We start from the raw sequence: 15465 nt of genomic DNA on the forward strand, positions 1-15465 counted from the left end.
ATGCCGAGTTCCCGGTATGGGAGAGGTGCCATTCGGTCTCGCGAAGCTGCATATGCGTGCCTTTCAAAAATGAAAGGCGTAAATGCGCCCGTCGGCGCCCACATAGAGGCGGTCCTGCGTCGCGATCAGCGTCTGGAAGCGTCGGAGGCCGCTCAAGGCCTCGCTTACAAAAATCGGTTCGCCGGTATCGCCGCGGAATGCGTGCAGCCGATTGTCGCCTTCGGCGCCAACAATCCAAACAATCGGGTTGGAATGGCCGTCCGTGGTGGTCGCAACGGGGGAGCCGCGGCCGCGGAGCGCACCGCACCAAGCAGTGGCTATCGCCGGCGGGGAGCCTGCTGCGATCTTCAAGACCGTCAAATCGTGACCTCGGCCGGGTTGCGGGCAATGCGCTCCGGAGGCCTGGAAGGCAACAAAGACATCATCGCCGACGCGATAGGCGGCCGGCGAGGTGACGATCGACGACTGGGATACTGTTTCGACCGCCAGCTGGCCGCCGACGCCGCCGAGACTATTTCGATCGAGAAGATAAGCCTTGCCATCCTTCCCCAGCGCCAGGATCAGAGCGCGATCCCCGCCCGCTCCGGTTATGTTGAAAGTAAGCGGATTGCTGCCCCCGAGGTCCGCATCGGCGGCATCGAGTGTTTTCCAATCCGATGGCGCAAAATAGTCCCTCTTGTCGTCTCTGCGGCGCAGGTCGGGTCCAAAGTGAAACACGGCTTCACCGTCGCTCCAGGTCGGCGCGCCGAGCGTATTCCCAGTCGCAAAGTAGATGTCATGCTCGGAGACGCTCAGACCGCCCGGCGCCCAGATCCCGCCCCCTCGCCCACGCGTTGCGAAGCTGACATGCTTGCCGGGCTCGCGCAGGGAAAGTCCGACCACCCAGCCGTGATAGTTCCCGCAATCACCAAAATGGCCACTGAAGGCGACATAGACAGTGTCGTCGAGAAGCGTGAGCGCCGCGCGCTGGTTGTGGACGCTCGGGTCGAAATGTCGTCCTGCCTTTTGCAGAAGGTCGGCCACATCGATCGGCCAGCCGGGGAGAACGCTGCCATCCTTTGTCGAAAGCGCGAACACCTCGTGGCGCGGGCCGTTTCCTCGCTCCACGGCAGCATCGAAATAGATGGCTTGGGTTGCAGGGTCGATCACCGGCGTCCCGGTAATACCAAGCGGATCGATATTTCCGCACGGCAGCGACGAACGGCGCACTGGACGCCCGACCACGCGCCTCCACAATTCCTTACCGGTCGTCGCGTCGAGGGCCTGGACGACGTCGTCCTCGGTGGCCACGAATAGCATCCCGGCGTTCGCGCCAGGAGGACGCCAGTACAGCGGCTGAGCGTACATCGAGCCCGCGACACGGGCGTTGAACGTGCGATCCAGCTGAACCGATCTGGCTTTATCCCAGGATAGCGCGGGAACGACGTACTGGCCGCTTCGGCTGTTGTCGCCATGATAGGTCAGAACGGAGCCGTCTTGAGCAAGGGCGGATAGCGGCGATAGCGCAAGTGCAAATAGTCCCACCCTCCAGGCAGGACGGGCTGTCCTCGAAAAAGCGCGTCGGATGTTCATGTCCGCCTAACAGCCCCGCGCTGCTCCGGTTCCATCATCGTGGGGCAGATGAGCTGAGGCGTTTCGCTCTCGCGCTCATCGAGCGTCGGTTTCACTCGCTCTTCGCGAGGACGTCGACGACCTCGTACAAATGAGGATCGATGTCGTCGGTGAGACTTCCGAATTGACTCCAGGCTTTGCGAAATTCAGGTGATTGGTGCGCGGCCTGTAGGAGATCACGGCTTTCCCATTGAATGTAATTCACGATACGACGCCCATCGAGGCTGCGATGCAGGCTGACGGAAATGAACCCCGGCTGACGCTGCATGAAGCGAGCTCGCTCCCTCATGAGCGATAGGGCTTCGGCCTGCTTCTCCGGTTCGGCTTCGATGATGGTAATTTGCGTGACCGGCTGCTGGCCGATCTGGATCTGTGGCATGGCGATCTCCTTTCACGGTATTATCGATCGATCTCCCCAAACACGATGTCCAGCGACCCGATGATCGCCGAGACGTCGGCGAGCAAGTGGCCGCGGCAGAGTAGGTCCATCGCCTGCAGATGCGCGAACGATGGAGCGCGGATCTTGCACCTGTAGGGTTGGTTGGTCCCATCGGAAACCAGATACACGCCGAACTCGCCCTTGGGGGCTTCCACTGCCGCATAGATCTCCCCGGCAGGCACGTGAAAGCCTTCTGTGTAAAGCTTGAAATGATGGATCAGGGCTTCCATCGAGCGCTTCATCTCGCCGCGGCGCGGAGGAAAGATCTTGTTGTCCTGCACTGCGACCGGACCTTGCCCGTCAGGAGCCCGGAGTTTGGCGATGCACTGTCTCATGATGCGCACCGACTGGCGCATTTCTTCCATGCGGACCAGATAGCGGTCATAGCAGTCACCGTTCTTGCCAATCGGAATGTCGAAATCCATCTCCGGATAGCATTCATAGGGCTGCGCCTTGCGAAGGTCCCAGGCGGCGCCGGAGCCACGCACCATGACGCCCGAGAATCCCCACTCCCAGGCTTGCTTCAACGTCACCCTGCCGATGTCGACGTTGCGCTGCTTGAAGATGCGAAGTCCCGTCAGCAACCGATCCAGATCGTCCACCACGCGCAGGAACGGATCGCAAAAGGCTTCGATGTCATCGATCAGCTTCGGTGGCAGGTCCTGATGCACGCCACCGACACGGAAGTAATTGGCGTGCATGCGCGCACCGGATGCGCGTTCGTAGAATACCATCAGCTTCTCACGCTCTTCGAACCCCCACAGCGGTGGGGTGAGCGCCCCGACGTCCATCGCCTGGGTCGTGATGTTGAGCAGATGCGAGAGCAGCCGTCCGATTTCACAGAACAGCACGCGAATCAGTTGGCCGCGGCGCGGCACTTCCAGGCCAAGTAGCCGCTCCGCTGCGAGGCAGAACGCATGCTCCTGGTTCATCGGCGCGACATAGTCGAGCCGGTCGAAATACCCGATCGATTGCTGATAGGTCTTGTTTTCGATCAGTTTTTCGGTTCCGCGATGGAGCAGGCCGATGTGAGGATCGACGCGACGAACCACCTCGCCATCAAGCTCCAGCACCAGGCGCAGCACGCCGTGGGCCGCAGGATGCTGCGGCCCAAAATTGATGGTGAAATTGCGGAGGCCTTCTTCCTCCATGGCGAACTCACGGCTGCGGCAGCGGGTCCGCGCCCGGCGTAGCAGCAACGCGGCCCAAGCCTTGGTCGTTCCTAAAGCTTCCGCAGCCTCCTCGGGCCCCGTTGCGAGGAACTACACGGCCGCATCGCGTCCCGGCCCGAACCTAGGAACACGTGCGTTTGCATTCCGTTGAGCAGGGTGCAGGGCAGAAGGGTTGAGCACGATAGGCTGCGACATGGTTTCTGTGCGACGGAGGCGCGGCGACCCGGAGGCGGAGGTTTCGGAGGAGATCGTCGAAAAAGGCGACATCTATTTTGCCTACCGACCCCGGATCGAGGAAGATAAGGTCGAAGACCTCGGCGACATCCAGCGCTTCTACATGGTGATGAAGCCGGAACGACAGGCCCGGCTTCGTGTGGCGGTGCTCGGGCGCAAGCGGCTGCCCGAGGCGCGTGATCATGAACGCATCTGGGGGTTCATCGAAGCGATCAAGTCCGGTCCCGCCGTCGAGAACGAATTCCGTGAGCATCATTATGCGACCAGGACGCGCGGTGAACGCACGCTGCCGCCGGTCCGGCCCGCCGGCGAAGGCGTCTATGCGCTAATCAAGCGCGGTCGCAATCTCCATTTGAGCTATGAACTCGAACTGCCACGGCGGCCCGGCGAAGTCCAGGAGGAGCTGAATATCGAGCGCCAGGCGGCGTACATTCTGTCTATCAAGAACCCCGAGGCCGGGTCTCCGCCCGGCGCGGGACTGTCAGAGCGGGAAGAGGCGCATTACCCCAAACCGGTCGAGCGGCAATTCCGCGGCCGGCGCTTCGCATCGGAAGACCCGCATCTGCTCGACTATGAAGGCGCCGAATTCATCCTGATCGGCGCGCGCGTCGATCCCGAGCGCGCCTATGGGGTCGATATCGAGACCGAACACGAGACGGCCCGCAATGCCGACATTTTCCGCCAGCTCAAGATGTCGCCGCGCGAGCATCCCATCGGTCCGCTGATCAAGGGCGAATGGCAATAAAGGCAGTGCGTGAAAGGCAGTGCATGGTCGGCTTTCCAGGCACTTGAACCAAGGAGACCGCATATGAACCGGACGATCGAACTCTTGGCGCAAGGCCAGAGCTGCTGGATGGATGATCTCACCCGGCGAATGATCAATAGCGGCGATCTGGCACGGCGGGTTGGCGAGGAAGGCTTGCGTGGTATCACGTCGAATCCGGCCATCTTCGAGAAGGCGGTCGCGGAAGGCGCGGATTACGACGATGACATCGTTCGCGCAGCCGCGGCGGGCCGATCCCCAGCCGGCATCTACGAAGAACTCATTACCAGCGACGTACGCAACGCCTGTGATATCCTGCGCCCGGTGTATGAGGAGACCGCGGGCGTCGACGGCTTCGTAAGCCTCGAAGTATCGCCCCACCTCGCGCACGATACAGAGGCCTCGATCGAGGAGGCGCGGAGGCTGTGGACACTGGTCGACCGGCCCAACCTGTTCATCAAGATTCCCGGCACTCCGGCAGGGGTTCCGGCCGTCGAACAGCTGCTGTTCGAAGGCATCAACGTCAACATCACGCTGCTGTTCTCGATCGCGCGCTACGAGGCGGTGGCCGAGGCCTACCTGCGAGCGCTTGAACGGCGGCTGGACGCAGGCCAGCCGATCGAACGCATCGCTTCGGTCGCAAGTTTTTTCCTCAGTCGCATCGATGTGCTCGTCGATCGACTGCTGCGGCAGCGCATCGTGCCCGACCGCCTGCCTCCCGATCCTGATCCACGCAGCCTTCTGGGCAAGGTCGCGATCGCGAACGCCAAGCTCGCCTATCAGGCATTTAGCCATATCCGGGCGAGTAACCGCTGGATGGCGCTCGCCGAGAAAGGCGCGCGGGTACAGCGGATGCTATGGGCGAGCACCAGCACCAAGAACCCGGACTATCCGGATCTCATGTATGTCGAGCCGTTGATCGGTCCAATGACCATCAACACGATGACGCGCAAGACCATCGCGGGGTTCCGCGAGCACGGCACTGTGCAGGCCACGGTCACGCACGATGTGCAGCGCGCGCGGCGCGTCATGGAAGATCTGGGCCGGCTTGGGGTGTCGTTCGATCTGGTCACGGCCCAGCTCGAGAACGACGCGGTCCAGAAGTTCATCGATCCGTTCGAACTCGCTGCTCAAGCTGTTCGCCACCAAGGGTGAGCGCGCTGTGGCCTTCCGTGATGCGGACGATCTGCGCGCAGAGGCCCGCCGGCTGCGGCGACTGGTGATCCGCATGACGACGGAAGCGGGCTCGGGTCATCCCACCTCTTGCATGTCGTGCGCCGATATCGTGGCAGCGCTGTTCTTCCGCGAGATGCGCTGGGATCCGCTCGATGCGGCCGCGCGCAATGTCGATACGTTCGTTCTGTCGAAGGGCCATGCGGCGCCAATCCTGTGGGCGGCCTTGCACGAAGCCGGCGCCATCAGCGAGGATCCGCTGTCACTGCGGCGGATCGATAGCACGCTGGAAGGCCATCCGACTCCGCTCAATCCATGGGTCAGGGTCGCGACCGGATCGCTCGGACAGGGGCTTGCGGCGGCCAATGGGCTCGCAGCGGCGAACCGCCTGGACCGCATCGATGCCCGCGTGTTCTGCCTGCTTGGCGACGGCGAATGCTCGGAAGGCTCCGTGTGGGAGGCCGCGCAGTTTGCTTCGCTCAATGGTCTTGCGAACGTGACTGCGATCGTTGACATCAATGGTCTCGGCCAGAGCGAGGCGGCGCCCTATCACCACGATACCGCGGTGTTCGCGCGTCGGTTCGCGAGCTTCGGCTGGCGCACCATCGAGATCGATGGTCACGATATGACAGCGATCCTTGCGGCATTTCGGACCGCGCATGACGGTGGCCCGACCGCCATCCTCGCGCGTACCATCAAGGGCAAAGGGGTCTCGTTCCTGGAAGGAGCGGACGGATGGCACGGCAAACCGCTCGACCGCAAGCAGATGGCGCAGGCACTCGACGAACTGGGCGATGAGACGCAGGCGCCGCCCGTCGTCGAGCCACGTCGCGTCGGCCAGATGGCGCGCCCGCAGCGCGTGGCCGCGACACACGCCCCTCCCGCCTATCGGCTGGGCGATAAGGTCGCCACCCGCGAGGCGTTCGGGCACGCGCTGGAGAAGCTCGCTGGCGAGGAGCCCGCGCTGGTAGCGCTTGACGGCGACGTGAAGAACTCCACCGGAACAGAGCCGTTCGCGGCCCGATACCCGGAACGGTTCTTCGAGAGTTTCATCGCCGAGCAGAACATGGTCGGCGTCGCCCTCGGACTCGCGGCGGCGGGCAAGATCCCATGTGCAGCGACGTTCGCCTGCTTCCTCACGCGTGCTTATGATTTCATCCGCATGGCGCAGTATTCGCGGCCCGCCCATCTCGTCCTGTGCGGCAGCCATTGCGGCGTGTCGATCGGCGAGGACGGCCCGTCACAGATGGGCCTTGAGGATCTCGCCATGTTCCGCGCCCTGATCGAAAGTACGGTCTTGTATCCGGCAGATGCGGTGAGCGCCGAGCAGCTGACCGCGATGGCGGCGCGTACCAATGGCATCGTCTACATCCGGACGACACGGCCCAAGACGCCGGTGATCTACTCCAATGCGGAGGAGTTTCCGATCGGCGGCAGCAAGGTGCTGCGCTCGTCGCTGCAAGATCGGCTCACTGTCGTTGCGGCTGGTATTACGGTGCATGAGGCGTTGGCCGCTTCCGACATGCTCGATGCACGTGGGATTTCGATCCGTGTGATTGATGCCTACTCGGTGAAGCCTATCGATGTCGTCACGCTATCGGCAGCCGCTCGCGATACCGGGGGGCTGATTGTCGTCGAGGACCACGCGATCGATGGCGGGCTGGGCGATGCCGTGTCGACCGCGGTCGGCTCGACGGCGCCGGTGCATCGGCTGGGGGTTGCGCGACTGCCGCGCTCCGGCACGAAAGACGAATTGCTCGACAGGTACGGCATCTCGCGCCGGTCGATTGAAGAGAAGGTCCTGCAGTTGGCTGCCTGAAACAAAAATAGACCCCGCCATCCAATGATTGGAATGACGGGGCTCGAGCTTTCACTTTTTAAAGGATTCCACCTTTCAAAAGTTACTTGCTCTGACTGGATAACTGCCACACGGCGCAGTCGTTCCCGGAAATTTTCGTCCGCGGCCTGTGTTAATGCAGCTCAGTTCCCCGGCATCCAAATAAGAAGTTCCCGGAGCACCGTGCTGAACCTGCCCCTTGAATCACGCCCCGCTCCAGGTCGGTGCTGGAGCGAAAAGAGGGAGTGGGCGACGGCCAAGCGTCCGTTACTTCAACGGCCTATCTGGCCGCCGTTTCCGGCGATGCGCGGATACTCTAAAATCAGGTGCCTACCATCGGTGAGAGGCTCAGGCGGTGGCGGAACTCTGGTTGTGCTGCTGGCTCGGCCGCGCGATTCCATGCAGCGCCTTGGCAGTCCCTGCCGACTGGCGCACCAAATCGCTAAGCGACACGATCCCGACCAGGCGCTTGTTCCGGTCTACCACGGGCAATCGTCGTACCTGGATCTCACTCATGTTCGTACAGACGTGAGATATGTCCTCGTCTTCGAAGCAGTATTTCACCTCTTGGGTCATCGCGTCACGGACCTTGCTGTTCGGCCCTTTGCCGTCCGCGATGCAGCGCACCGCAATGTCGCGGTCTGTGATCATGCCCACGAGGCGGTCACCTTCACCCACGGGCAATACGCCACAATCGCACTCTTTCATCAGCTTTGCTGCATTCTGTATCGTGTCGTTAGGATTTACGACTTTCGCGTCGCGCGTCATCACATCGCTGATCTTCTTCATGATCAACTCCTATGCCAGTCTGCCCCGACAGATTTCGATGATGCGGGGGCTTCTTCGATTGATATGTCAACACAACGGAGGCGACGATCGCGCGTTCCAAAAACGATACTGGTTCTGATCCGTGCAGAGACGAGAGCGTCACGGCCTGTTTCAGCCTGGCCCCACCGCCATGCCCTTCTCGGCGAGTTCCTTCTTCGCATGCTCGTTCTTGCCGAGGTGTGTCAGGCACATCCCGCGCAGCACGTTCGGAGCCTTGGTGAACTGGACGTTGTCATAACCCACGATCTCAACGCGGTTGCCCCACGGATCGCGAAAATCGAGGAAGGGTCCATCGATCACGGCGACACCGGCGGCATCCAGTGCCTTGCGCGCCGCTTCCTTGTCGTCGACCACGAGCCCGAAATGGCGGCCGTCGTCCGCTGCTTGCCGGCGGCCTTTCTGCAGCGCTATGAACTGGTCGCCCAGATCGATGAAGGCCATGGTGTCGGTCTTGCCACGTAGCTCGAAGCTGAACAGACGGCCGTAGAATGCCAGTGCTTCTTCGATCTCTCCGACTTCCAAAGCTATGTGGTTGAAGCCAATGGCGCGCGGCCTTGCGAACTCAGTCATTGGATTCTCCTCTTTTGCCTACCTATCGATCAGGTGGGTAGACTCAGCCCAGGCCGCAATCGGGTACGAGGGCCCAGCCACGAACTCCACAAGGTCCGATGCGGATCTCGAGTGATCACAACGTTCGGCCGAATCCATGCCACAGCGCGTTGCTCCTCATTACGTTGCCTTGGGAACAGCGCTGACACGGCTGCATTTTAGTCAGGGAAGAGATGGATTCCTTGCGATGGCGGCGCCCGGCTGACTGACATTCTGTTAGCCATCGGGCCTCATCCCACCAATCTCCATCTCCCGTCCCCCGCCCTTTTCAGCACGGGATCGTTCACCCGCACGTGCTCGGCGAGGAAATCGATGAACGCGCGGACGCGCGCCGGAAGCGGCGCGGTGTGGCCGACATAGACGGCGTGGATGTCTTCGCGGTCGCCGGGATTGTAGCTTTGCAGCACCGGCGCGAGGCGGCCCGATTCGATGTCGGGGCCGATGTGGAAGAGGGCGAGGCGCGCGAGCCCGACGCCGCCGAGCGCAAGGCGGCGCGCGGCTTCGCCGTCGCTGGCGCGCGCGACGGGCGGCGGCACCGCTTCCTCGGTGTGGTCGCCGCGCTTGAATGGCCAGCCGCGGTACTGCGCGGAAAGGTCCAGCCGATGCCGCGGTGATCGGCGAGATCGGCCGGCGTCTTCGGCGTGCCGCAGCGTGCGAGATAGTCCGGCGCGCCGACCACGACCATGCGGCTGGTGCCGAGTTTCCGTGCGACGAGACGCGACGCACGCAATGGACCGACACGGATCGCGACGTCGGCGCGTTCCTGCATCAGGTCGATCAGCGTGTCCGTGAGCACGAGATCGAGCGTGACGTCGGGATGCGCTTCCAGGAAGCGCGGGATCAGCGGCATCACATGCAGCATGCCGAACGGAATGTTGCTGTTTACCGTGAGGCGACCGCGCGGGGCCGCACCGGAGGCCGCCTCGCGTTCGGCTTCCTCCATCTCTGCGAGGATCCGCACGGCCCGCTGGTAGAACGCCTGGCCTTCTTCGGTCAGGGTCAGCTTGCGCGTGGTGCGGTTGACCAGGCGCGAGCCGAGCCGTGCCTCGAGCCGCGAGATCAACTTGCTCACGCCCGACGGCGTCAGGCGCAGTTTTTGCGCGGCCTGGGTGAAGCCGCCTAAGTCGACGACGCGGACGAAAACCTCCATCTCAGCGGAGCGGTTGGTGTCGAAGCGGGCCATGTTGAATTCACGTCACAAATGATTGGATTGCGGACATTCTAATGGTTTTGCTGCGGTGCGGCTATCTGCGTGGCTCGTCTCATCCATCGGAGCCACGCATGCCTCCCGCCGTCCTTGCGCTCACCGCTGGTGCCTTCGGCATCGGCACCACCGAATTCATCATCATGGGCCTGTTGCTCCAGGTCGCCGCCGAGATGCATGTCTCGGTGCCGGTCGCGGGCCTGCTGATCTCCGGCTATGCGCTCGGCGTGTTCGTCGGCGCGCCGGTGCTGACGCTCGCCACACGGCGCATGCCGCGGAAGTCCGTGCTGCTGGCGCTGATGGCGATCTTCACACTGGGCAATGCCGCTTGCGCACTGGCGCCGAACTACGAGCTGCTGATGGCCGCGCGCGTGCTGACATCGCTCGCCCACGGTACCTTCTTCGGCGTGGGGTCGGTGGTGGCGACGAGCCTCGTCGCCGAGGACAAGCGGGCCTCGGCGATTGCCACCATGTTCATCGGCCTCACGGTCGCGACACTGCTGGGTGTGCCCTTCGGCGCCTGGTTCGGCCTGATGCTCGGCTGGCGCGCGGCATTCTGGGCCGTGACGGTCATCGGCGTGATCGCCTTTGCTGTGGTCGCCGCGCTCGTGCCCGGCCATGTCGGGAACGGCGACAAGCCGGTCTCGCTTGCCGAGGAAATATCGGTGCTCGGCCGCCCGCAGGTGCTGCTCGGCCTTGCCATGACCGTGTTCGGCTTTGCCGGCCTGTTCGTCGTCTTCACCTATATCCAGCCGATCCTGACGCGCTTCACCGGCTTTTCGGAGACCGCGGTCTCGCCGATCCTGCTGGTATTCGGCGTCGGGCTCGCGATCGGCAACGTCGCCGGCGGCAAGCTCGCCGACCGTGGCCTCGCCGGCGCGCTGACCGGAACGCTCGCCGCGTTCGCCATGGTGCTTCTTGGTCTTGCCGCCGTACTGTCGGTCAAGATCCCGGCGGTCGTGCTGATCCTGCTGCTGGGCATCGCCGCCTTTGCGACCGTCGCCCCGCTCCAGCTTCGCGTGCTGGAAGCGGCTGGCCCCAATGGCCGCACGCTCGCCTCCAGCCTCAACATCGCCGCGTTCAATCTTGGCAACGCCCTCGGTGCCTGGGCCGGCGGTGTCACCATCGATCGCGGGCTCGGCCTTTCGGCGCTCCCTCTGGTCGCAGCCGGCATCACCGCCGTCGGTCTCGTGCTGGCGCTGTGGAGCCTCCGGCTGGACCGCGCGCAAGCCGCCGTTGCGGCTTGTCCGGCGGAATAGCGCAGCGGCGCGTTCGTGGACGATTCGCCGCGCCGCGCCATCGCGCCATGCAGAAAACGCACCTGTACACGTCCCTTCGCCATCCGTAACGTCTGCGGCGCAATTTCAGGAGATGCGACGTGGCGAAGACGACGACCAGGAAAAAAGCTGCTTCGAAGAAACCGGCAAAGACCGCCAGCAAGAAAAGCACAAGCCGCAAGGGCGTCGTTGCGAAGAAGGCAAAGAAAGCCACGCGGCTCAAGCCAGCCTCATCGCGCCGTCCCAAGGGGCCGGCCTGGCAATGGTCGGCGGTCGAGACTGCGGCTGCCATCCGCTCCGGTGCAATCTCCGCCGTCGAGACCGTCGAAGCGCATCTCGAACGGATGCACGCCATCAATCCGAGGCTGAACGCCGTCGTCGTCGATCTCTCGGAAGAGGCGTTGAAGGCTGCGCATGCAGCCGACAGGCAGCGCGCGAAGGGCGGCGAGCTCGGCCTCCTGCATGGCGTGCCCATAACCATCAAGGAGAATGTCGACTACGAAGGCCGGCCAAATTTCAACGGCGTTCCCGCCAACGAGGACCTCATCGCGCCGTCGGATTCCCCCGTGGTGCGCAACTTGAAAAAGGCCGGTGCGATCGTCATCGGACTCACCAATACGCCGGAATTCTCCTTCCGCGGCTTCACCGACAATCCTCTGCACGGGCTGACACTGAACCCCTGGGATCCGAACATCACCTGCGGTGGCTCTTCCGGCGGCGCAGGCTCGGCGGTCGCCGTCGGCATCGGCACCATCGCCCATGGCAACGATATCGGCGGCTCGTTGCGTTGGCCCGCGCACTGCAATGGCATTGCCACCATCAAGCCGACGCAGGGACGCATCCCCGCTTTTAACGGAAGCGCCACCGCCGAGCGGCCGATGCTGGCCCATCTGATGTCGGCGCAGGGGCCGCTCGCCCGTCACGTCGCCGACGTTCGCCTCGCACTGGAGGTGATGAGCCAACGCGATCCGCGCGATCCCTGGTGGGTGCCGGCGCCGCTGGCCGGACCGAAGCCGAAGGGGCCGATCAAGGTCGCGCTGGCAAAGATCCCCGATGACATGGACGTCGATCCGCAGGTCACCGCGGCGCTGCGCCAAGCCGCGGATCATCTCGAGCGTTCCGGCTATCGCGTCAGCGAGGTCGAGGTGCCCGACATCAACGGCGTCTGGCAGACCTGGTGCGACATCATCACCAACGAGACCGTGGTGATGCAGGAAGCCAGCATGCTGAAGGTCACCTCCGAGGATTTTCACAAGGCCTGGGGCGGCATGAAGACGAAGGCAAATGTGCTCGATCTCAAAGCCTGGATGCAGGCGACGGCCGCGCGCAACGGCCACATCCGCGCCTGGCAATTGTTCTTCGAGGAGTATCCGGTCGTGCTGGCGCCGACCACGGTGAAGCCGACGCCGGGCCCGCGCGAGGACACGGTCAGTCCCGAGCGCGTGCGCGAGATCTTCTGGGGCGAGATCCGCTTCATTTCCGCGATCAACGTGCTGGGCCTGCCCGGCGCGGTGGTGCCGGTGGCCCTCCATGATGGCAAGCCGATCGGCGTGCAGCTCATTGCCGGGCGATATCGCGAGGATCTTGCGCTCGATGCCGCGGCCGCGATCGAGAAACGCGCCGGCGTGCTCGCCCACAGGCTGTGGGAGCAGATGGCTTAGGTGTAGCCTGGCTATCGCCGCGTTGACTTGCCTTCTCCCCAAAGGGGGAGAAGGCAAAAGTAACGCCGCTGTCGCAGCAAACCTCGTCAATTCGTTAATCCGGTTTAACCCGAATTCTGGCCACCTCGCCAACAAGCGTTAGGGTTACTTCCTCGATCTCTAGGCGAATTATTGTCCGCTTTACCACCCGCCTCTAACAGGAGGACGGCGGACAACGCACATGCCGTGAGGCCGATAAGTGCGGCCCGCCCCACGCGGAGGTGGCACGATGCGCAACGAGACGATCGCTATTCACGCCGGCTACGAACCGGAAGCCTCCACGCACGCCGTCGCCGTGCCGATCTACCAGACCGCGGCCTACGCCTTCGACAGCGCCGATCATGGCGCGGCGCTCTTCAATCTCGAGGCCGAGGGCTTTCGTTACAGCCGCATCGCCAATCCGACCAGCGCGGTGTTGGAGAAGCGCATTGCGCAGCTCGAAGGCGGCGTCGGCGCGCTCGCGGTTGCGACCGGCCAGGCGGCGCTGCATTTCGCCTTTGTCAATGTCGCCGATCACGGCGGCAACATCGTTTCCGTGCCGCAGCTCTACGGCACCACGCACACGCTGCTCTCGCACATCCTGCCGCGGCAGGGCATCACCGGCCGCTTCGCCGAGAGCGACAAGCTGGATGCGATCGAGAAGCTGATCGACGAGAATACCCGCGCCGTGTTCGCCGAGACCATCGGCAATCCCGCCGGCAATGTCTGCGACATCGAGGCGCTGGCGAAAATCGCGCACGCCCATGGCGTGCCGCTGATCGTCGACAACACGGTCGCGACCCCCATTCTGCTCAAGCCGTTCGACTACGGCGCCGACATCGCCGTGCACTCGCTGACCAAGTTCCTGGGCGGCCACGGCACCACGCTCGGCGGCGCCATCGTCGATTCCGGAAACTTCCCGTGGGCGAAATACGCCGACCGCTTTCCGGCTTACAACAAGCCGGACGCGTCCTATCATGGCCTCGTCTATGCCGAGCGCTTCGGCAGGACCGCCTATATCGAGCGCGCGCGCAGCGTCTATCAGCGCACCATGGGCTCGGTGCTCTCGCCGTTCAACGCCTTCCTGCTGCTCCAGGGCATCGAGACCGTGGCGCTGCGCATGGAGCGTCACGTCGAGAACGCCCGCAAGGTCGCCGAATTCCTGCGTAATGATCCGCGCGTGGCCTGGGTCAATTACACGGGCTTCCCGGACAGCCCCTATTATCCGCTGGTGCAGAAATATCTGAACGGGAATGCCTCCTCGCTGTTCACCTTCGGCATCAAGGGCGGCATGGAAGCCGGCAAGACCTTCTACGATGCGCTGAAGCTGATCACGCGCCTCGTCAATATCGGCGATGCCAAGTCGCTCGCCTGCCATCCGGCCTCGACCACGCACCGGCAGATGTCGGCAGAGCAGCAGCGCACCGCCGGCGTGCTGCCGGAAACGATCCGCCTGTCGATCGGCATCGAGCATTCCGCCGATATCATCGAGGACATCGACCAGGCGCTGGAAAAGGCCTGTCCGTCGTCGCGTCTCCAGGCCGCGGAGTAGGCGGGCGGCGTCGATGACGATCTTGATCGACAGGGATCAACTCATGTCGAGCCCGGCACTGGTGCCGGCCGGGGGTGATCTCGCGCTTGATCGGAGCGGCGCCGAGCTGACCATCGGGCTGATCAACAACATGCCGGACCCGGCGCTGAAGGCGACCGAGCGACAGTTCATGAAGCTGCTCCAGGCCGCCGCGGGCCCGCGCCGCATCCGCTTCCACTGCTTTTCGCTGCCTTCCGTGAAGCGCTCGCCGGAAGCCAAATGGCATGTCGAGAGCGAATATTCCGATCTTACGGATCTCAAGCGCCAGAGATTCGAACGGGCTGATCGTGACCGGCGCCGAGCCGGTCGCGCCCGAGCTCGACCAGGAGCCGTACTGGCGCGACCTGACCGACCTCGTCGACTGGGCCAAGGTCAACACGCGCTCGAACGATCTGGTCGTGCCTCGCCGCGCATGCGGCGGTGCTGCATCTCGACCGTATCGAACGCCGGCGGCTGCCGGCCAAATGTCACGGCATCTTCGACTGCGAAACTGTGACGCATGATCCCCTGACGCGCGGTGCGCCTACGCCGCTCAAGGTCTCGCATTCGCGCCTGAACGAAATCGCCGAGGGCGACCTCGTTCAGGCCGGATACCAGGTGCTGACACGTTCGGAGGAGGCTGGCGTCGATGTCTTCGTCCGCCAATATGCCAGCCGCTTCGTGTTCTTCCAGGGCCACCCGGAATATGATGCCCTATCGCTCCAGCGCGAATATCTGCGCGACATCGGCCGCTATCTCGCGCGTGAGCGCGAGACTATCCGAACCTGCCCGTGAGTTATTTTGACGCAGCGACGGAAGAGAAGCTTGCTCGCTTCGAGAAGCAGGCGCGGCACCAGCGCCATCCGGCGCTCACCAACGAATTGCCTGCGCTGAATTTGCGCGCCGATATCGCCGCCGGCCGCGCGGCGGCGGCATTGTTCCGGAACTGGCTGCAATATCTCGGCGCGGATGCCGACGCGCCGGTCTCGGCGCGCTAGCCAAAATATATTGGTTTCGCGTTAGCATTACTTGAGCGTTAGGCTTGCCTCAACCAGCGCACGAATGTTTC

General features: G+C 63.4%; 11 protein-coding genes and 2 pseudogenes. 7 read left to right on the top strand and 6 right to left on the bottom strand.

Going from position 1 to position 15465, the window contains the following annotated elements; translation table 11 throughout:
* Positions 1–63: 63 nt before the first annotated feature.
* The 3 genes from ACSKB8_RS10705 to ACSKB8_RS10715 form a co-directional block, all read right to left on the bottom strand.
* Positions 64–1572: an outer membrane protein assembly factor BamB family protein gene (locus tag ACSKB8_RS10705; protein WP_438103977.1), complete on the bottom strand. Its 1509-nt coding sequence runs from the start codon at positions 1570–1572 to the stop codon at positions 64–66.
* 91 nt (positions 1573–1663) lie between these two features.
* Positions 1664–1990: an antibiotic biosynthesis monooxygenase family protein gene (locus ACSKB8_RS10710; RefSeq protein ID WP_438103979.1), complete on the bottom strand. Its 327-nt coding sequence runs from the start codon at positions 1988–1990 to the stop codon at positions 1664–1666.
* A gap of 20 nt (positions 1991–2010) precedes the next feature.
* Complete coding sequence (locus ACSKB8_RS10715; protein WP_091893905.1) at positions 2011–3201, bottom strand: NADH-quinone oxidoreductase subunit D; 1191 nt, start codon at positions 3199–3201, stop codon at positions 2011–2013.
* Between the two features lie 214 nt (positions 3202–3415).
* Here ACSKB8_RS10715 and ACSKB8_RS10720 point away from each other — a divergent pair, with 214 nt between their 5' ends.
* The 3 genes from ACSKB8_RS10720 (at position 3416) to ACSKB8_RS10730 (ending at position 7211) form a co-directional block, all read left to right on the top strand.
* Positions 3416–4201 (top strand): hypothetical protein, encoded by a 786-nt coding sequence (locus tag ACSKB8_RS10720; RefSeq protein WP_438103981.1) that lies wholly within the window; start codon positions 3416–3418, stop codon positions 4199–4201.
* Positions 4202–4264: 63 nt separating this feature from the next.
* Positions 4265–5374: a transaldolase gene (gene tal / locus ACSKB8_RS10725; RefSeq protein ID WP_438103983.1), complete on the top strand. Its 1110-nt coding sequence runs from the start codon at positions 4265–4267 to the stop codon at positions 5372–5374.
* A gap of 7 nt (positions 5375–5381) precedes the next feature.
* Complete coding sequence (locus tag ACSKB8_RS10730) at positions 5382–7211, top strand: transketolase (protein ID WP_438103985.1); 1830 nt, start codon at positions 5382–5384, stop codon at positions 7209–7211.
* Positions 7212–7577: 366 nt separating this feature from the next.
* Here ACSKB8_RS10730 and ACSKB8_RS10735 read toward each other — a convergent pair whose 3' ends face one another.
* The 3 genes and pseudogenes from ACSKB8_RS10735 to ACSKB8_RS10745 all read right to left on the bottom strand — a co-directional run bounded on the left by ACSKB8_RS10735 (position 7578) and on the right by ACSKB8_RS10745 (position 9759).
* A complete protein-coding gene (locus ACSKB8_RS10735; RefSeq protein WP_091893903.1) occupies positions 7578–8018 on the bottom strand; it encodes a CBS domain-containing protein in 441 nt (146 codons plus the stop codon).
* 150 nt (positions 8019–8168) lie between these two features.
* A complete protein-coding gene (locus ACSKB8_RS10740) occupies positions 8169–8627 on the bottom strand; it encodes a VOC family protein (RefSeq protein ID WP_438103987.1) in 459 nt (152 codons plus the stop codon).
* A 269-nt stretch (positions 8628–8896) separates the two neighbouring features.
* Positions 8897–9759 (bottom strand): annotated as a pseudogene (locus ACSKB8_RS10745) (LysR family transcriptional regulator).
* A 188-nt stretch (positions 9760–9947) separates the two neighbouring features.
* On the opposite strand from ACSKB8_RS10745, the gene ACSKB8_RS10750 reads away from it, so the two are divergent.
* The 4 genes and pseudogenes from ACSKB8_RS10750 (at position 9948) to metA (ending at position 15394) form a co-directional block, all read left to right on the top strand.
* Entirely contained in the window at positions 9948–11129 is a 1182-nt protein-coding gene (locus ACSKB8_RS10750) for an MFS transporter (protein WP_438103989.1), read from the top strand.
* Positions 11130–11248: 119 nt separating this feature from the next.
* Complete coding sequence (locus ACSKB8_RS10755; RefSeq protein WP_370990118.1) at positions 11249–12808, top strand: amidase family protein; 1560 nt, start codon at positions 11249–11251, stop codon at positions 12806–12808.
* 268 nt (positions 12809–13076) lie between these two features.
* Complete coding sequence (locus ACSKB8_RS10760) at positions 13077–14378, top strand: O-acetylhomoserine aminocarboxypropyltransferase/cysteine synthase family protein (protein ID WP_438103991.1); 1302 nt, start codon at positions 13077–13079, stop codon at positions 14376–14378.
* Positions 14379–14391: 13 nt separating this feature from the next.
* Positions 14392–15394 (top strand): annotated as a pseudogene (gene metA, locus ACSKB8_RS10765) (homoserine O-succinyltransferase MetA).
* Positions 15395–15465 lie beyond the last annotated feature (71 nt).

This window comes from Bradyrhizobium sp. BR 1432 (assembly GCF_051547705.1).
GTDB lineage: Bacteria > Pseudomonadota > Alphaproteobacteria > Rhizobiales > Xanthobacteraceae > Bradyrhizobium > Bradyrhizobium zhanjiangense.